16 protein-coding genes are annotated in these 17,009 nt (G+C 72.4%); 15 read left to right on the forward strand and 1 reads right to left on the reverse strand.

What is annotated here, in order from left to right:
- The first annotated feature begins 172 nt into the window (after positions 1-172).
- The 13 genes from J7E94_RS33085 to J7E94_RS33145 all read left to right on the forward strand — a co-directional run bounded on the left by J7E94_RS33085 (position 173) and on the right by J7E94_RS33145 (position 14,014).
- Complete coding sequence (locus J7E94_RS33085; RefSeq protein WP_215020527.1) at positions 173-1,309, forward strand: conjugal transfer protein; 1,137 nt, start codon at positions 173-175, stop codon at positions 1,307-1,309.
- Between the two features lie 86 nt (positions 1,310-1,395).
- Positions 1,396-1,650, forward strand: coding sequence for a hypothetical protein (locus J7E94_RS33090; RefSeq protein WP_308345622.1), 255 nt, complete (start codon positions 1,396-1,398; stop codon positions 1,648-1,650).
- Positions 1,650-2,219: a hypothetical protein gene (locus J7E94_RS33095; protein ID WP_215020528.1), complete on the forward strand. Its 570-nt coding sequence runs from the start codon at positions 1,650-1,652 to the stop codon at positions 2,217-2,219. Before J7E94_RS33090 ends, J7E94_RS33095 begins: the two co-directional genes overlap by 1 nt.
- Entirely contained in the window at positions 2,216-4,768 is a 2,553-nt protein-coding gene (locus tag J7E94_RS33100; protein WP_215020529.1) for an ATP-binding protein, read from the forward strand. The genes J7E94_RS33095 and J7E94_RS33100 overlap by 4 nt, the downstream gene beginning before the upstream one ends.
- Complete coding sequence (locus tag J7E94_RS33105) at positions 4,765-5,322, forward strand: hypothetical protein (RefSeq protein ID WP_215020530.1); 558 nt, start codon at positions 4,765-4,767, stop codon at positions 5,320-5,322. The genes J7E94_RS33100 and J7E94_RS33105 overlap by 4 nt, the downstream gene beginning before the upstream one ends.
- Positions 5,323-5,325: 3 nt before the next feature.
- Positions 5,326-7,362 (forward strand): hypothetical protein, encoded by a 2,037-nt coding sequence (locus J7E94_RS33110; RefSeq protein WP_215020531.1) that lies wholly within the window; start codon positions 5,326-5,328, stop codon positions 7,360-7,362.
- Entirely contained in the window at positions 7,359-8,141 is a 783-nt protein-coding gene (locus J7E94_RS33115) for a hypothetical protein (protein ID WP_215020532.1), read from the forward strand. Before J7E94_RS33110 ends, J7E94_RS33115 begins: the two co-directional genes overlap by 4 nt.
- Entirely contained in the window at positions 8,141-9,328 is a 1,188-nt protein-coding gene (locus tag J7E94_RS35840) for an NlpC/P60 family protein (RefSeq protein ID WP_215020533.1), read from the forward strand. The genes J7E94_RS33115 and J7E94_RS35840 overlap by 1 nt, the downstream gene beginning before the upstream one ends.
- A gap of 4 nt (positions 9,329-9,332) precedes the next feature.
- Positions 9,333-10,196: a hypothetical protein gene (locus tag J7E94_RS33125; protein WP_215020534.1), complete on the forward strand. Its 864-nt coding sequence runs from the start codon at positions 9,333-9,335 to the stop codon at positions 10,194-10,196.
- A gap of 2 nt (positions 10,197-10,198) precedes the next feature.
- Positions 10,199-11,932, forward strand: coding sequence for a type IV secretory system conjugative DNA transfer family protein (locus J7E94_RS33130; protein WP_215020545.1), 1,734 nt, complete (start codon positions 10,199-10,201; stop codon positions 11,930-11,932).
- Positions 11,933-11,988: 56 nt separating this feature from the next.
- Positions 11,989-12,618 (forward strand): hypothetical protein, encoded by a 630-nt coding sequence (locus J7E94_RS33135; RefSeq protein ID WP_215020535.1) that lies wholly within the window; start codon positions 11,989-11,991, stop codon positions 12,616-12,618.
- On the forward strand, positions 12,615-13,625 hold the full coding sequence (locus J7E94_RS33140; protein ID WP_215020536.1) for a hypothetical protein: 1,011 nt from the start codon (positions 12,615-12,617) through the stop codon (positions 13,623-13,625). Before J7E94_RS33135 ends, J7E94_RS33140 begins: the two co-directional genes overlap by 4 nt.
- On the forward strand, positions 13,625-14,014 hold the full coding sequence (locus J7E94_RS33145) for a DUF4913 domain-containing protein (protein WP_215020537.1): 390 nt from the start codon (positions 13,625-13,627) through the stop codon (positions 14,012-14,014). Before J7E94_RS33140 ends, J7E94_RS33145 begins: the two co-directional genes overlap by 1 nt.
- 81 nt (positions 14,015-14,095) lie before the next feature.
- Here the strand turns inward: J7E94_RS33145 and J7E94_RS33150 are convergent, their stop codons facing one another.
- The gene (locus J7E94_RS33150) at positions 14,096-15,103 is read right to left on the reverse strand and encodes a DUF5937 family protein (protein WP_215020538.1); all 1,008 of its coding nucleotides are present in this window, start codon (positions 15,101-15,103) and stop codon (positions 14,096-14,098) included.
- An 88-nt stretch (positions 15,104-15,191) separates the two neighbouring features.
- On the opposite strand from J7E94_RS33150, the gene J7E94_RS33155 reads away from it, so the two are divergent.
- Together J7E94_RS33155 and J7E94_RS33160 are read left to right on the forward strand one after the other, a co-directional pair.
- Positions 15,192-16,442, forward strand: coding sequence for an MFS transporter (locus J7E94_RS33155; protein ID WP_215020539.1), 1,251 nt, complete (start codon positions 15,192-15,194; stop codon positions 16,440-16,442).
- 21 nt (positions 16,443-16,463) lie between these two features.
- Positions 16,464-16,973, forward strand: a complete 510-nt coding sequence (locus J7E94_RS33160) for a MarR family winged helix-turn-helix transcriptional regulator (RefSeq protein ID WP_215020540.1) — start codon at positions 16,464-16,466, stop codon at positions 16,971-16,973.
- Positions 16,974-17,009 lie beyond the last annotated feature (36 nt).

Consider the following 17,009-nt stretch of genomic DNA (forward strand, 5'->3'; position numbering starts at 1 on the left):
TGGCATCTCGGGGGATGGACGCAGGCGCCGGCGTGAGGCCAGGGCGTGCGCTAGCCCGCGCGGTCCCGTGGGGCTGATCGACGAGGAGACACGGGGCGGGCGGTGGGCCCCTGTGGTAATCGGCGGGGGAGTGCGGGGGATGGGCTCGTTTACCAGAATTGCCCGGAAGGTGATGGGCCTTCCGGAACCGGTCGACCAGAACGAGCGGGGACTCGCGGCGGGGCCGTCGCGCCAGGACGAGAAGCCCGCTCCGCAGTCGGTGAATCCGTGGGAAGCGGCCGGTGCCGAGCTGGCGGCGCGTGAACGTGCCGCCGCCGCGCCCGGGGAGCCCGCGGGCCGGTCGGCGCCGCCGGCTGTTCCCTGGGTGCCGCAGGACGAGAAATCGGGTGTGGTTTTCGCCCGCAGGCTCGGCCGCGGCCTGCTGTGGGCCGTGGTGGCCCTCGCGGCCGTGACCGGCGTCCGCGCCTGGGTGGTCCCGCCCAAGGCGCCGACCGCCGCCTCCGCCCCGGCCCAGGCCGCGCCGTCCTACCCCACCGCTGACGCCCAGGCGACGGCGGCCCGCTTCGCCCGCGCCTACCTCGGCTGGGACGAGGCCAGGAAGGAGGAGCGCGCCGCGCTCCTCGCCTCCGTCCTTCCCGTCGGCGCGGACAGCACCATGGGCTGGGACGGCAAGGGCCGCCAGGAGGTACTGGCCGTCCAGCCCAGCACGGTCACCCCGGGGGCAGCCGGCCGTGCGCTCGTGCGCGTCGACGTCCTCATCCGTTCCGGCGCGCCGGCCGGTCCGTCCGCCGGCCCCTCTCCCAGTCCGGTCCCCGGCCCGTCCGCGGACTCCCCGGCCGGGGGAACCACGCCCCGGGCGGAGCCCGGCGCCCGCTGGGTGGGACTCGACGTCCCCGTCGTCCAGGCCAGTGGCCGGTTCGCCGTCACCGGCCGTCCCGGCCTGGTCGGGATGCCGACGGCGGGCGCCAAGCTGCCCGACACGCCGGCCGTCGAGACGGACGCCGAGCTCACCGGCCAGACCAAGAGCACCGTCGAGAAGTTCTTTGCCGCCTACGCGGGCGGTGACACGGAGAGCGTCTCCGCCCCCGGCGCGCAACTGCCGGCCCTGCCGCAGGGCATCGCGTTCAAGGCACTCGTCAGCTGGTCCGTCGACGTCTCCGGCAACGCCGACCGCTCGGGTACCGCCCAGGTCTCCTGGGCACTCGGCGGCGCCACCGTCGAGGTCGCCTACCGCGTGAAGCTCACCCGGGTGTCCAGCTCGGGCGCCCAGCGGTGGCAGGTCGCGGACATCCGCGGCGGCACCCTCTGACCTCTCCGTGACCGGCGCCCACCGAGGTGAGCCGTCGTCGTGGAGTCGCTTCAGCCTGCCAGTCAACACATCAACGGGGGAAACCTGTGCTGCACCAAACCGCTTCCGAGACGCTCGCGCTCACCACGGGCGCCGACCTCAAGGGCTGGATCCTCGCCGTCGTCGGCAACCTGTTCGCCGCCTTCCTCGCGGTCAGGGCCCTGGGGCATTTCCTGAAGAAGGAATGGGGCGAGATGTTGACGCTGTTCGTCGCCGCCGTGTTCGTCGCCGGAATCGTGTGGTTCCCGGACGGCGTCAAGACGCTCCTCGGCGACGTCTGGAAAAAGGTCGCGGGGGCCTGATGAGAGTCGGTCACACCTACACCGCCCACCTCCACCTGGAGACCAGACAGCACGAGCTCCTCGGAATGGACTTGGGCGAAGGCGTGCCGCGCCGCGCGCTCGTCATGGGACTCGCGCTCTACATCGCGTGGGCGGGGCCCCTCCTCCTGCTCTTCGGCTTCCCTTCCAAGATCACGTTCACGTTCTACTTCCTGCCGCCGCTCCTGACCGTGGTCTACGGCACGCAGAAGAGCCGGGCCGTGGACCGCCGGTGGAATGTGACCCGCTGGTCCATCGGGGCCCGCTACCTGGTGCTCGGCCACCGGCCGATCATCTGCGGCGGCCGCCGCGCCGCCACCCGCAGCGAGTGGATCAGCCGCCGCGCCCGTTGGTCCGGGAGGACCGAGTTCCTCCTCGAAAGCCCCCTCGGGGGGCCGTTGGAGCGGTGGCTCGGCGCCGAGGAGGCGGTGCCGGCCGGAGCCGGTGCACCGGTCCGCCTCACCGCGCGGCCCCGTCTCTACGGCCCCGACGCCGTGGCCCGTGCGTACGGCCGTAAAGCACTGAAGCACCAGGAGGGGAAAACGTCTTGAAGATCCTGCAGAGAGTGGGCACGTTCCTCGGGATCGGCGGCGACCGGTCCGCCGGCGCCCCCCGGTACGTCGCCCTCGCCGACGGCCTGATCGTCACGGACAGCCACACGGAGGCCTGGTTCACCCTCGCCTCCTCGAACACCGACCTCATGAGCGAGGGCGCGCGCGACACCGAACTCGACGCCGCCGCCGCGGCCCTCGCCCGGACCCTCGCCGGGTTCGACTGCCACCTGCGCGTGCTGTGGTCGCCCCTGCACGCCGAGGACTACGTCGCCGAGGCGGCCGAGACGTTCAGCCACGGCCAGTGGCAGGAGTGGGCCGAGTTGCGCGTGCGCAGGCTCGAGCAGATCGGCCTGCCCACCCGTCACCTCCTGCTCGGCGTCCGGATGACCGAGCGCGCGGGCGCGGCCCGGACGGTCGGAAAGCGCGGCGTGCAGGAGGGGCTGGGCCTCACCTCGACGACCGTCTCCACACGCACACTCAGCAAGCTCGACGCCCAGATGCGCCGCCTCGGCCGCCGCCTGGAGGCCAGCCCGTGGAAGGCGCAGCCGGCCCCTGTCGAGACCCTGGCGTGGATGATCTCCCGCGAGCAGCACCGGGGCGCACCGCTCCCGGCGGCGAACGGGGGAGCGATCACTGGCGCCAAGCTGGCGGCGCTCACCCAGGGGCGGATCCTGCCCCACCCCGACCACCTGCGCGTGGTGGACGCGCAGGGTGAGGTGGCCGCCTGGACGGCCGTCCTGACCATGACCGGCTTTCCGGAGGAGATGCAGAGCCCGGGCAACGGCGAGTGGCTGCGCGTCCTCTCCGAAATCAACTATGTACCGGACGTGGACGAGGACGAGCTCGCCCCGTCCATCGACCCCACCGCGCTGATCCTGCCGGTGTCCCCCGAGGCGAGCGTCCGGTTCCGGGTCCAGCCGAAACGGGACGCCCTCAAGCTGGTCGACGAGGCGCGGCGTCTGGCCAAGGAACAGCGGCGTTCGGCCGCCCGGCAGTCCGCCGAGGACCCGGGGCGTGAGATCGAGGAGACCGAGCACGTGATGGCCGGGCTCACGCGTGACATGCGGCGTGAGGACGTCACCCTCGTAGAGGACCACCCACGGCTCGTCGTCACCAGCACGATTTCGCTCGCCGACCTCCGCGACCGGGTGGACGCCGTCATCACTCACTACGGCGGCATCGGCATCGAGGTGGTCGTCGGCGAGGAGGAGCAGCGTGAGCTGTTCATCGAGACGCAGCCCGGCGACCAGCTGCGGGTGCCGGACCTGGGTCACGTCCGGGACGTCACGGCGCTGGCCGGCTCGTGGTGGTGGGGCGGTGCGCAGGTCGGTGACGACACCGGTCCGATCGTCGGCTATCTGACCGGCTCCACGCCCGGGGTGTTCCGTAACGACGTCACCTCGGGTTCGGACCGCGGCGATGCCACGACCACGGCTTACGTGGGCCGTTCGGGCCGTGGCAAGACGATGGCGATGATGCTGTCGATGCTGGACGCCGCGTTCCGCGGTGCCCACGTGATCGCCCTGGACTTCAAGGGTGACCTCGGGGGCGTGGTCAACGCCGGCCGCCGGTACGGCCTGAACGCCCACCTGGTGGAGACCGGCCCGCGCTTCGCGGGGTCCTGCGACCTGTTCACGCTGCTGGCGGCCGACGGCATCGACGCCGCCCGCGGCGAGGTCCCCGCCCAGCTGAGCATCGCCGCCCCCGAACACCTGCGCCAGCGCGGCGCCGAAACCCCCATCACCCACGCCGTCAACGCCGTCGTCAAGGCGGGGGAGCCGGCGACGTGGAAGGTGATCGAGTACCTCCGCACGATGGAGGACCCCCTCGCCCGGGAGACCGGCGAGGCCCTGTACGAACTCGCACAGTCCTCGCTGGGCGCCCCCTTCATGGGCCGTCCGACCGGGGACGCCCCGCTGATCTCCCCGGGGCCGGGGATCTGGGTGGTGCAGATGCCGGGCCTGTCCCTGCCCGGGGTCGAGGCCGGGCGGCACGAGTGGACGCCGACGCAGCGGCTGTCGGTGGCCCTGATGCACAGCATGCTGGCCTACGGCGTCACCACCGCGGGCCGTCGCGACCTGCGCCACCTGCGCAAGAGCGTGTGCGTCCCCGAGGTCCACGTCCTGACCGCGACCCGCGAAGGCGCCAACTTCCTCCAGTACATCGCCCGCGTCGGCCGCGCGCTGGGCACCTCCCTCCTCCTGGACACCCAGGACCCCGAAAGCCTCGTCGAACTCGTCGGCATCACCGAACAGCTCACCACCGTCGCCGGGTTCCAGCTCACCACCAGGGGGCAGCAGGACGGCCTCGCCGAACTCCTCGGCCTGCCCAAGGACGACCACACCCGCGCCCTGATCCGCTCCGTCGGCCTCCTGCCCGACGGTGAGATCCGCCACGGCCACTGCATCATCCGCGACCGCCGCTTCCATTGCGCCACCGTCCAGTGGGACGTCCCCAGCCTCGAACTCCTCGAACTCCTCGACACCTCCCCCAAACCCGCGCGCCACGACGCGGACTCCGACGCTGCCGAAAAGGTGCCCGCATGAGCCTTCGCACGATCCACGTCGCCGCCGTCGTTCTCACCGCCTCCTTGGCGATGGCGGGCTGCAGCTCCTCATCGGGTGAGGGCGCGGGGAGCCTCTTCGGGCCGAAGGACCCGAAGGCGGCGGCCATGGAGGTGGCCGCGACCTACATGGACGCGGCCAAGCGCGACGACTGGAAGACGGCCTGCCCGCTCGAGTCCCAGGGCTTCCTGCACGGGACGGTCGAACAGTGCGTCGCCACTAACACGGAGGACGAAACCTCCGCCCCGGCGTCCAGTGGTGGTCCGGACCGTGCGGAGGTGGGACCGTCCAAGGCTTCGGACGTCGTCGAAGTCCCTGCCGTCGGCAAGCACCCCGCCGGGTACGGCGTCCTGGTCACCTACACCTACACGTGGCCGGGCAAGCCCACCGAGACGAGCCGGGTCGCGCTGCGTCTGGTCGAAGAGGGCGGCTCCTGGCGCGTCGACCAGCGCAAGGAGGTGCGTCCCAAGGACATGGCACGCATGCCCGACATGCCCGGGCTGGTCCGTGCCCTGCTCACCGCGGGAGGGCAGTAACAGATGTCCATACGCGCGCCACGGCTCAGAACCGTGGCGATCCCCGTGCTCTTCGCCTTCACCTCCGTGATGGTTCTCGCGGGTCAGGCACATGCCGAAGACATCAACCCGGTCGGTATCGGAGACCTCTTCTGGTCGCCGAGTGACGGGAACGCTCCCAAGGGTGGGGAGACGATGTACGAGCTGTACGACCCAGGGCGCTGGTTCATCGATGCCGACCTCAACGCGTTCGAGGGGCTGGACGCGAGCGCGCACGTCATCGTCTCGCTCCTCATGGCCCTTCTCCTCGTCATCGGTCTCGCCATGACGGTGATCGTGGGCTGGGTGTTCCGGTTCACGTCGATCCCGGAGATGGAGAAGGCCATCTCCGGGATGATCGGCGGCGCCTCACAGAGCCTGATGGAGTTCATTCTCCCCAGCTGCCTCGTCGTCGGCGGCTTCATCGCCTTCGTGCAGCACAGGAAGGGCGGCGGAGGAGGGGGGCTCTCACAGATCGCCTGGGTCCTGATCTCGGGCGTGGTGTCCGTATCCCTCCTGACCAGCCCCCAGTCCTGGGTGAGCGGGGTCGATTCGGCGCGGCAGGTCGGCGCGAGCGTCACCATGACCGCCACCGCCGAAGGCCTCGGCAACGGGTCCAGTGACTACCCATTCGCGCTCAAGAACCAGCCGAAGTTCACGGAGAACGGCCGTGACACGCTGCTCCGGAAGTCTCAGGACTCCATCTGGCGCGGGTTCGTGGCCACCCCGTGGTGCATCGCCGAATTCGGGAGCATGGATGTCTGCAAGCTGTACGGAAGGCAAGTCCTCGATCAGGGAACGAGCGTAGACAAGCGCGAGGAATACATCGACGATAACGTGAGCGAGGAAAACGTCGGGCTGGCCTCCAAGGACTGGGCGGACGGCGACACCCCGGTCGGCCGCATCATGGTGCTGATCCCCGCCGTCATCGTCGCCCTGATGTTCGCGATCCTGTTGCTGGTCCTCGCGTTCACGTCCCTGGCGGCCTTCCTGGGGTCGCTGCTGCTGCTTCTGACCGGCGCCTTCTTCGCCTGCCTCTGGGTCATTCCCGGGCGGCCGAGGCAGTGGGGGCTGGCCTGGTTCGACCAACTCCTCGCCCGCACCCTCGAAAGCTTCATCGCGACCCTGGTGCTCGGCGCCGTGCTCTCGGCGCAGACGGCGACCATGCAGATGTTCGGCAAGTACGGCTGGCTGCCCACCATGGGCCTGTCCATCGCCCTCTCCGTCGTGGCCTTCCAGTTCCGGTCCGTGCTCGCCCAGATCTTCGGCGTCCGCGGCACGACGGGCGGCTCGATCGGGGGCATGCTCGCCGCCCGCGCCCTCAGCATGGTGGGCAAGGGCGGGAAGAGTCCCGGCTCCGGCTCGGGCCACCGTCCCGGGGACAACCTCCCCGGCCGGCCCGGCGGTGGCGGCGGTGGCGGGAGGAACGTTCCGAGACTTCCCTCCGGCCAAGGATCCGGCGGATCCGGTGACGGGGCCGACATCACCGTCACCCGCGTTCCCCCGGCGCGCCCGCCCGCCCCGGCGCCCCTCCCGGCCGGACGACCCAAGATCGCCCTCCCCGCGGGGACTTCCGGCGGGTCCACTGCCGGATCCGCTTCGGGGGCGGCAGGTACGACGGCCCGCACCGCGGCGGTCACCGGACCCGAGCCGCGCCCGGCTCTGGCCGTTCAGGGCTCGCCGTCGCGTCCGGGCCTGCCCGCCCAGGAGGCTCGTCCGGGCCTGCCCGCGCAGGCCACGGAGGTCCGTCCGGCCCTGCCCCCCGGCCCCTCGGCCGGTGCCGCCACGGCTCCGGCCGCGAGCGAGGGGAGCGGCTCGTCGGGCACCCCGGCTTCGCCGGTCATGCGCCCGGAGACCGGCAGGCAGCCGAACTTCGCGTTCCGGCAGGCCCCTGCCCCGGGGGCCCCGGCCGAGCCCCGCATCATCGTGGGGACCGTCATCCGCAGCACGCCCAACGGGCCCCCGCACCGTCCCGCGAGGACGTCGTCCCATTCGTTGCGACCCCCGGTCAGGCGGACATGAGTGACCGAACGCCACAGGAGTGGCGCGACATCCTGGCCAACGTCAGTTACCCGGAGGAGGTCAAGAAGGGCGGCAGCCGCCGCGAGCGGCGGCGTGCGAAGGCCGCGCACCGCGACGAGGTACGGCGCAGGTCCCACGAGTGGGTGCGCGAACAGCGCCGTCACGACCCGATCCGCCCCACCGGGGCCGTGATCGTCGTCGTGCTGGTGCTGGCCCTCGGTGCGGGTGCCCGCTGGGTGTGGCCGGGCCTTCTCGGCGAGAAGCAGTCCGCCGCGGCCGCGGCGGCTCCCGCTGCCCCGGCGAGCGAGGATGCCGGGGCGCAGGTCCCGGCGTCCTCCGCCCCGCCCTCCGCCGCGCCGTCGGCGCCGTCCTCCGCGGCGGCCCCGCCGGCCGACCTCGGCAACCCCGACCGGGTCGCCGAGCAGTTCATGCGCATCTACCTCACCCGCAACCCGCCCCAGGATCAGAAGCACGGGACGGTGGTGCAGCGTGCCGAGGCCTACATGGCGCCGGCCCTGGTCGTCAACCTCTCCGAACACACCGACCCGGCCTGGGACAAGCTGGTCAGCCGGGGCGGCATATCGAAGGTGCGCTCCGTCGCGGTGGCCCCGGCGGGGAAGGACCTGCCCGGTGACTCCCCGCTGCGGGTGTGGCGTCAGGCAACGGCCGCCGTGGACGTCGACGGCTACACCGACTACAGCGAAACCACCATGCTGCAACTGGAGTTGATGACCTCCGGCAACGGGAAGTGGCACATCACTCGGATCCTGGGCCTGTAGTGCGGGCCCGTGACGCGGCGGGCCTCCTGCTCGAAGCCAAGGGGACCGTCTTCAAACTCAAGGCCGCCGCCGTGGTGTCGGTCGTCCTCGTCCTGTGTCTGCTGCTGCTCGGGCTGGTCGCCGCCATGGGCGGCGACGCCTCGGCCGTCGGCTGCGGCAACCGGGGCCGCCCCGGTGTGACCCCGGGGGACGACGACAAGGGCGGCGGCGGAGGCGCGCAGCGCCCCGGAGAAGGCATGCGGAAGGCGCAGATCGCGAACGCGGAGACCATCGACGGCGTCGCCAAGGAGGGCGGACTGTCCGGCCGGGCCACCCTGATCGCCCTGATGACGGCCATGCAGGAGAGCACGCTCCTCAATCTGGACTACGGAGACCGCGACTCGGTCGGCCTGTTCCAGCAGCGCCCCGTCGCGGGCTGGGGCACCGCGGAACAGATCATGCAGCCCAAGTACGCCGCCAAGATGTTCTTCTGGGGCGGCGACGACGGCGACCCGCCGGGCCTGACCGACATACGCGGCTGGGAGTCCATGAAGTACGGCGCCGCCGCCCAGGCCGTCCAGCGCAGCGCCTACCCCGACCTCTACGACCAGCACGAGGACTACGCCCGAGGGATCGCCCGCGATGCCGGCATCGACCTGAACCGGCGCGGCACGGGCGGGAGCGCCCCGGGCGGCGCGGGTGAGCCCGGCAAGCCCGGCAAGCCCGGCGGCCAGGGCTGCGAGGACAACGGCGGAAAGCCCGGCGAGCCGGGCGCGCCCTTCCACGACGGCGCCGCCGGCTGGCCGGCCGAGGTCAAGAACCCGCGGAGCACGAAGGACGCCATCGCGGCGGCCCGCGAAGAGGCGCGGAGCGGTCCGAAGAAGTGGTACCAGATGTGCCTGGCCTTCACCGCCTACGCCTACGGATGGTCGTTCTCCGGCGTCGGCTACGCCATCGACCACTACAAGGAAATGCCCGCCGGCATGAAGCACGACAAGGACAGGAACCCGCCTCCGGGTGCCCTGATGTACTGGGACACCGGCCAGCGGGCCGGCCACGTCGCCGTCTACCTCGGGGACGGCCAGATCGCGAGCAACGACATCCGCAGGCCCGGATACATCGACGTCGTCCCGGCGACGGAGATCGAGACGAAGTGGGGCGCCACCTACCTCGGCTGGGCGCCCCCGTACTTCCCCAAGGGCGGATGACCTCGTGACCATCGACCCCGGCCAGGTGCCGGCCACCCCCGTCCACACCATCACCCTCACGACCTCCGGCGTCAGCATCGACGGCGAGCCGGTCAGTGTCCCGCCCGGCGACCTCCCGGCCGCCCGGCGGGCCGCGCTCGCCGAGATCCGCGTACGCGCGGCATTGCGGGGCCGGCCCGTCCGGGTCACGGCCAAGGAGCCCGACGGCTCGGCCTGGCCCCTCGTCGTCGACCCCGACGGCAACGTGACGACCCTCTCCGCGCCCCACCCCGGCGTGCCCCCGCAGGCCCGGCCCGCAGGGGCCGCCGGCCCACCGTCCGGTCCGGCCGCATCCGCACCGCCCGCCCCGACGGGCACGCCCCGGCCGGTCGCGGCGGAGTGGGGAGCGCCGCTGCCGGACACCCACCAGGACGCCTGGGCGCGACTGTGGGCGGCGCACCGGGCGGGGGACACCCACACCGCGATCGCCCTGGCGGAGCGGACCGAAGCCGCGTTGGAGGCCGAGTACGGGCCGCTGCACCCGCACACCGTGCACGTCCTGAGCGCCCGGGCCTGGCTCACGCTCGCCCGGCGCGGCGACCTGCCCGCCACCGTGGAGCTGCTCGTCCACACCGCCCTGCGCCGCCGCCGGGCGGGAGCGGAACCCAGGACCGAGACCGCGCAGGTGGCGGGCAACGCCCATGCCGCCTGGCGCCTGTTGGCCAAGGAAGACCCGCGCCGGGCCCTCGAACTGAGCGCGCCCCTCGTGGACGTCCTCACGGAACTCGGGTGGCGCAGCCGTACCCAGGACGTCGTCCGCTGGGTGGAGCGGGCCACTCGCCCCTCCTCCCTTCCGGACAGGGCCGTATCCGAAGAAGGGGGATCGTGACGATGACCGCCGATCAGCAGAAGCAGCCGAGACCCGGCGACGCGTGGGCGAAGGAGGCTGCCCTTCTGGTGGCCGCCGCCCTGGTCCTCGTGTGCGGTGCCTGGTTCGCCGCGCGCCTCGGCGCGTCCGTGGGAGGGGAGCCCCCGGCGGCCGGTCCGTTGGTCTTCGCCGTGGACCTCGTCACGGGTGCGTACACGTGGCCGGGCGGACCGGCGAACGCCTTCGCGGCCGCGGAGGTGTTCGTGGTCGCGGTGACGGCGTTCGCCGTGTACCGGATCCGGCTGCGCCTGCGCAGGAAGCCCGACGTCGACGGTGCGGCCGAGCATCTCGCGCAGGACGATGAGCTGGGCCGCCTCAGCGCCAAGGGTGCCTCCGCGACCGCCGCGCGCCTCGGGGTGCGAAGCCGCGTACCCGGCATCCTCATAGGCCGCTCGCTGCGCGGACGGCAGCCCCTGTACGGCTCCTTCGAGGACATGCACGTCGACATCTGGGGTCCGCGCACCGGAAAGACGACCCGCCGCGCGATACCCGCGATCCTCGACGCCCCGGGCGCCGTGCTCGTCACCTCCAACAAGCGGGACATCGTCGACGCCACCCGCGGACCGCGCGGCGCGCACGGCCCCGTGTGGGTCTTCGACCCGCAGCAGGTGGCCCAGGAGCCGCCCACCTGGTGGTGGAACCCCCTCTCGTACGTGACGGACGTGGCCCGGGCCCGCAAGCTGGCCGAGCACTTCGCCTCCGGCTCGCGCGACGCGGACGCCTCCACCGACGCGTACTTCGACCCCGCCGGCCGGGACCTGCTCGCCAACCTCCTGCTCGCCGCCGCCACCGCCAAGGCACCGATCACCCGGATCTACACCTGGCTGGCCAACCCGAAGGACGACAGCCCGGAGCGCATCCTGCGCGGCGCGGGACACCAGATGCCGGCGGACTCCCTGTTCGGGGTGATCACCGCTCCGGACAAGCAGCGCGGTGGAATCTACGGTGTGGCCCAGCAGATGGCGTCCTGCCTCGTCAATCCCGAGGTCAACAGGTGGGTGACGCCGCTGGCCGATGACGACGACCGCCCGGAGCTGGACCCCGCCGAGTTCGTGCGTGGCGACGGCACCCTCTATTCGCTGTCCCGGGAGGGTGGCGACTCGGCCGGCCCGCTGGTGACGGCCCTGACCGTGGCCGTCGTCGAGGCCGCGGAGGAGTACGCCACCTCCCAGCGCGGCGGCCGGCTGTCGAAGCCGCTGCTGGCGGTGCTGGACGAGGCGGCGAACGTCTGCCGCTGGCGCGCCCTGCCCGACCTGTATTCGCACTACGGCTCGCGCGGCATCATCCTGATGACGATCCTCCAGTCCTGGGCGCAGGGCGTGGAGGTGTGGGGCGAGCGGGGCATGGAGAAGCTCTGGTCCGCCGCCAACGTACGGGTCTACGGCGGCGGCGTCTCCGACACCCGCTTCCTCGGGGACCTCTCCGAGCTGGCGGGCGAGTACGACGTCCGCGAGTTCACCGCGACCCGCGAGGCGGAGTTCATCGGCTGGTCCGGCAACCGCACCGTGAACGAGTCCGTCCGCCGCGAGCGCGTCCTGAAGGTCTCCGACCTGGGCGCGATGCCTCCGGGCCGGGCGCTCGTCCTGGCCTCCGGGACCAAGCCGGTCCTGGTCAGAACGCTGCCCTGGTGGGAGGGCCCGCACGCCGACGCGGTCAAGGCCTCCCTGAGCCGCCACGACCCCGGCGCCCGCCCCTGAACGCACGTGCGACCGGGATACGGTCGCAAGAGCACCGCATGATCAAGGAGAGACAGATGTTGACGGAAACGACGGGCCGCACCGCGCAGGACCTGACCGCGGAGCTGGAGGGCTGGCAGGGAGTCGACTGGGTCTCCGTGTGGGAGGGGCCGCCGCAGGGCGGGTCGCCGGAGTTCCGGGAGTGGTGCGGGCGGTACGGCTGGGTACCGGAGACCTTCGACCGGCAGCTGAACGTGACCACGCGCAGCGGCGGCAGCTGGACGTTCTTCGACGTACTGGGCGGGCAGTGGAGCCCGGTCAAGAGCCTGACGCACTACCCCTGGCACGTGAAGGCCGCCACCGCCGCCGAGAACCGGGACGTGCTCTCCGTCGCGGCCGAGACCTGGCCGGTTTACCTGAAGGCCGCCGTAGCGGTTCTGGGTGCACCCACCTGGTCGGGTTCATGGGACGACGAGGACTTCCCGGAGCCGCCGGTGCCGTCGTACTGGCTCAGCCGGGAGTTCCGGTTGAAGAAGCGCAGGCCCTACGAGTTTGCGTACTGGAAGCCGGCCGGTGACGTACCGGGGGAGCCGTACATCGTGCTCAGCCAGTCCGTGGCCTTCCAGACGTGGACCGCCGACCTGGCAGGAGGGGCATCCATTTCGGTTGACGTGTACGCGCCTGCCGACTTCCTGGACCGCCGATGACGGCAGCGGCGCCCCCCACCAACGGCGAGGTCACCACCGCCTTGAGGCTCGAGGGCGAGCACAGGGCGGCCAAGCCGACCACGCCCGAGCAGGTGGAGGAGGTGCAGGAGCGGCTGATCCGGGACTGGCAGGCCGAGAATCACACGGGGACGCCCACTCCGGACATCCAGTCGTTCATCAGGGGCGTTGCCGCGAAGGCGTCGGTCACCAACGAGGACCGGGGGGACGTCCGCGCGTTCTGGTCCTACAGGTCCCAGCCGGAGGGCGCCCCGAGCGAGGTCGGCCACCGGTATCTGGCGCAGGCATGTGGTGAGACCCGGAACTACCAGGTACTGGAGGACAGTCCGGCCGGGAAGCAGCTGGATTCGTACCACCTCTGGGAGCCTGAGGTCCGGGAGATGCTCACACGTGACTTCGACGTAGCGCCATCAGAGGCCAAGGCCCTCGCCCCGGAGGTGTGGAGCACGGTCTCCCGCCGCTATGCCGAGGCGGCCAAGGGGCCCGTCGTCGTCTTCGCCGCCGACATCGGCGAGGAGTCCGTCCTGGGCAAGGACGAACTCCCGCAGCTGCTCGCGCACCAACGGGTGGGTAAGGAAGGCGTGGAGTTCGCCCTGCCCTCGCCCCGGCACGAGCACCTGCCGCGCGACGTGGACGAGTTGATAGCGGACGACGCCGTGCGCTGTCAGGTGCGCATGGAGGACTTCGACCCCAAGAAGACGACGCCGAAGGAGTTCGCGCAGAAGCTGGGCGCCATCGACGTGCCGGAGCACAGGCGGGCGGAGCACCAGGCCGCGCTCTCCCGGCTGATGTCGGCCGACCGTTACGCGGACCTGGACGCACCGCCCGCCGCGTCCACCCGCTCCGGGCCGGACCGGGCGCACGGCTTCATGCAGGGCGTGGACATCCCCGCGAAGGTGGCGTTGCCCGGTCCCGGGCGGCCCTCGGGCCACGGGGTGTACAACCCCGTGCCGGAGCTCGTGCCGCGCGCCCCGGGGGTCGAGCGCTGATGAGTACCGCTACCGGGGCCGGTGAGGCTTCCCGTGAGGAGGCGGAGTTCTACTTCGCCGACGTCTTCGCCTTCGTCTCCGGATATCTGGCGCCGACGGTCCGGCGCCGCCTGAACGGGACGTCCGCCACCTGGTGTCCCCGCTGGTGGGAGCACCCCGAGGCGGGCGCCAGGCTGTCCGCGCTGTGGCTGGCCTGGGAGCACCTGCGCCACGACCCGATGCTGGGGATGTCCACGTGGTGGCTGCACCACGCGGACCCGCACCTACGGGTGCTGACGGACCCGGACACCGGGCCGTTCGGCGCCTGCTCGCCCAGGGGCGGGCACACGGCCCACCCCTTCGATCCGCTGCCGGTCGATCCGTACGAACCGGCCGACGCCCAGGCCTGAGGGTCACCCAGGGTCCGGGCCCCGGACCCGGTCGGGCAGCGGACCGGGGCATCGGGACGTGATGCGCGGTCACACCCCGGGTCATACCGGCACGTCCCCGGTCGGACTGCCGCTCGCCAGGGCGATGCCCAGGGGCGTGCGCTCGTAGAGGACCTGGTGGCCGTGCCGGGACGGGACGAGCAGGCCCGCCGCCCGCAGCGTCTTGAGGTGCGTCGACACCGTCGAGGGAGCGAGGCCCAGCCGGTGGGCGAGGGCCGTCGTCGACGCGGGCTCGTGCAGCGCGCACAGCACCTCGGCGCGGCCCCGGCCCAGCAGGTGGGCCAGTGCGTCCGGGGCCGGGGATGCGGAGGCCGTCCACAGCGCGCCGATGCCGCGCGCCGGATAGACGAGGGTGGGCTGCCAGGGCGGGTCGTAACCGCCTACCACCTCGGGCCAGACGAAGGCGCTCGGCATCAGCAGCAGGCCCTGCCCGTCGAGGGTGCGGTCGTGGTGTCCGTGCTTGTCGATGGTCAGGGTGCCGGTGTCCTCCTGCCAGTGCAGGTCCGGATGCAGGCCGTCGAACAGCGCCTCCAGGCCGCCGGCCGCCAGGCGCCGCGAGTGGAACAGGACGTCCGCCTCCAGCAGTCCGCGCAGCCGGGGCCAGTGCGGGGCGACCAGCGCCTCCCAGGCCCGCTCGTACAGATCGGCCAACTCCCGGACCGCCCGCGCCGGATCCGCGAGCATCCGCCGCCCGATCTCGCTCTCCAGGGCGCCCGGGGTGCAGGCGAGGGAGCGCCGCAGGTCCTCGCGCGCCGCCTCCGGGTCGGCGGCCCGGACCCGGGCCAGCTCCTCCTCGAAGGTGACGGAGGGGCCGAGCGGCGGCGGGCTGAGGAAGTCCGGATTGTGTCCCTTGGTCGGCATCAGCAGCCACAGGGGCCTGAGGTCCAGCCCCGCGGCGGCGGCCCGGACCTGACGGAGCCAGGGGAGGTGGTAGCTCTGTCGCTGGGGACGCAGCAGGACGCGCACCGCTTCCTGCGTCTCCCAGCGGGGGGAGAGGGAGAAACGGCACCGGAGCAGGTCGCCGGGCCCGAAGCGGAAGTGGAACCCCATCGCGGTCCCCCCTCGCTGCGGCGCCGGAAGATTCGGATCAGACCGAATCTCTACGCCCGCAAGCCTAGACGGCGGGAGGCTCCTCCGCATGGGAACCGTCCAGCAGAGCGCCGCCCCCGCACGTACCGGCTACGGCCCGGTGTTCCGGATCCGGGAGTTCCGGGCCGTCTTCGTCGCGCACCTGATGTCCGTGCTCGGGGTGGTCGTCGCCGAGATCGCGCTCACCGTCCTCGTGTACCGGGCCACCGGCTCGCCGCTGATGAGCGCGCTCACCTTCGCCCTCGGCTTCCTCCCGTACGCCCTCGGCGGCACCCTGCTCGCCGGGCTCGCCGACCGGTACCCCGCGCGGCGCGTGCTCGTCGCGTGCGATCTGATCTGTGCCGCGTGCGCGGCCGCCATGGCCCTGCCCGGCACGCCCGTCGCGGTGCTCCTCGTCCTGCGCTGCGCCACGGCCTTCGTCGCCCCGCTGTTCCAGGGCGCCCGCAGCGCCTCCCTCCCCGACATCCTCGGCCCCGGCGACGCCTTCGTCCTCGGTCGCTCGCTGCTGCGGATGGTGGCCCAGAGCGCCCAGCTCATCGGCTTCGGCCTCGGCGGGCTGCTGCTCACCGTCCTCGCGCCGCGCGGGGCCATCGCCCTGACCGCCGCCGGATTCCTCGGCTCCGCCCTCCTGCTGCGCCTCGGCACCCGCAGCCGGCCGGCGCGCGGGGGCTCGCGCGAGGCCCCCTCGCGCGGGCTGCGGTCCGTCCTCGGCGACCGCCGGATCCGCGCGCTCACCCTCCTCTTCTGGCTGCCGCCCGTCTTCGTCGTCGTACCGGAGGCCCTGCTCGCCCCGTACGCCGCCGGCATCGGCGCGGGCACCGCCGTGCTCGGGCTGCTGATGTGCGCCCTGCCCGTCGGCACCATCGCGGGAGAGCTCTGGGCCGGCTCCGCGCTCACCGCCCGAACGCGTTCCCGGATCACGGCCCCGCTCGCGGCTGTCGGACTGCTGCCGCTGCTCCTGTACGCCGTCCGGCCCGGGGTGCCCGTGGTCCTCGCCGCCCTGCTGCTCGCGGGACTCGCCCACGCCTACACCCTCGGGCTCGACCGGTGGTACGTCGACGCGGTCACCGAGGACCTGCGCGGACGTGCGATGACGCTGCTCAGTACCGGACTGATGACCCTCCAGGGCGTCGGCATGGCCCTGGCCGGGCTCGCCGCCGAATTCCTGCCCGTGCACGTGGTCGTCACCGGGGCCGGGATCACCGGCACCGTCGTCGTCCTGCTGCTGCTCGCCGAACTCCGGGCGAGCGCCTCGAAGATGCGGGGGCCGAGGAGTGAGACGGGCCTCCCGGTCATATGACCGCCCGGTAGGGTCTGGTGCGTGCCCAAGCCGCTCAGCCTTCCCTTCGACCCCATCGCCCGCGCCGACGAGCTCTGGCAGCAGCGCTGGGGCCCGGTGCCCTCGATGGCCGCGATCACCTCGATCATGCGGGCGCACCAGATCCTGCTCGGCGAGGTCGACGCGGTGGTCAAGCCGTACGGACTGACCTTCGCGCGGTACGAGGCGCTGGTGCTGCTCACCTTCTCCAAGGCCGGCGAGCTGCCGATGTCGAAGATCGGTGAGCGTCTGATGGTCCACCCGACGTCGGTGACGAACACCGTCGACCGGCTGGTGAGGTCCGGGCTCGTCGACAAGCGGCCCAACCCGAACGACGGCCGCGGCACCCTCGCCTCCATCACGGACAAGGGGCGCGAGGTCGTCGAGGCGGCCACCAGGGACCTGATGGCGATCGATTTCGGCCTGAGCGCCTACGACGACGAGGAGTGCGCGGAGATCTTCGCGCTGCTGCGCCCGCTGCGCGTCGCCGCCGCGGACTTCGAGGAGAGCTAGTGCTGTGACCGGAACGGTTCACCGGGTCGCGACGCT

The organism is Streptomyces sp. ISL-94 (assembly GCF_018614075.1).
Lineage (GTDB): Bacteria > Actinomycetota > Actinomycetes > Streptomycetales > Streptomycetaceae > Streptomyces.

Bases quoted from the DNA above. Each gene is read 5' to 3' on its own strand.
- J7E94_RS33085 (WP_215020527.1), top strand. From the start codon at position 173: ATGGGCCTTCCGGAACCGGTCGACCAGAACGAGCGGGGACTCGCGGCG.
- J7E94_RS33095 (WP_215020528.1), top strand. From the start codon at position 1,650: ATGAGAGTCGGTCACACCTACACCGCCCACCTCCACCTGGAGACCAGA.
- J7E94_RS33105 (WP_215020530.1), top strand. From the start codon at position 4,765: ATGAGCCTTCGCACGATCCACGTCGCCGCCGTCGTTCTCACCGCCTCC.
- J7E94_RS33110 (WP_215020531.1), top strand. From the start codon at position 5,326: ATGTCCATACGCGCGCCACGGCTCAGAACCGTGGCGATCCCCGTGCTC.
- J7E94_RS33115 (WP_215020532.1), top strand. From the start codon at position 7,359: ATGAGTGACCGAACGCCACAGGAGTGGCGCGACATCCTGGCCAACGTC.
- J7E94_RS33130 (WP_215020545.1), top strand. From the start codon at position 10,199: ATGACCGCCGATCAGCAGAAGCAGCCGAGACCCGGCGACGCGTGGGCG.
- J7E94_RS33135 (WP_215020535.1), top strand. From the start codon at position 11,989: ATGTTGACGGAAACGACGGGCCGCACCGCGCAGGACCTGACCGCGGAG.
- J7E94_RS33140 (WP_215020536.1), top strand. From the start codon at position 12,615: ATGACGGCAGCGGCGCCCCCCACCAACGGCGAGGTCACCACCGCCTTG.
- J7E94_RS33145 (WP_215020537.1), top strand. From the start codon at position 13,625: ATGAGTACCGCTACCGGGGCCGGTGAGGCTTCCCGTGAGGAGGCGGAG.
- J7E94_RS33150 (WP_215020538.1), bottom strand. From the start codon at position 15,103: ATGGGGTTCCACTTCCGCTTCGGGCCCGGCGACCTGCTCCGGTGCCGT.
- J7E94_RS33155 (WP_215020539.1), top strand. From the start codon at position 15,192: ATGGGAACCGTCCAGCAGAGCGCCGCCCCCGCACGTACCGGCTACGGC.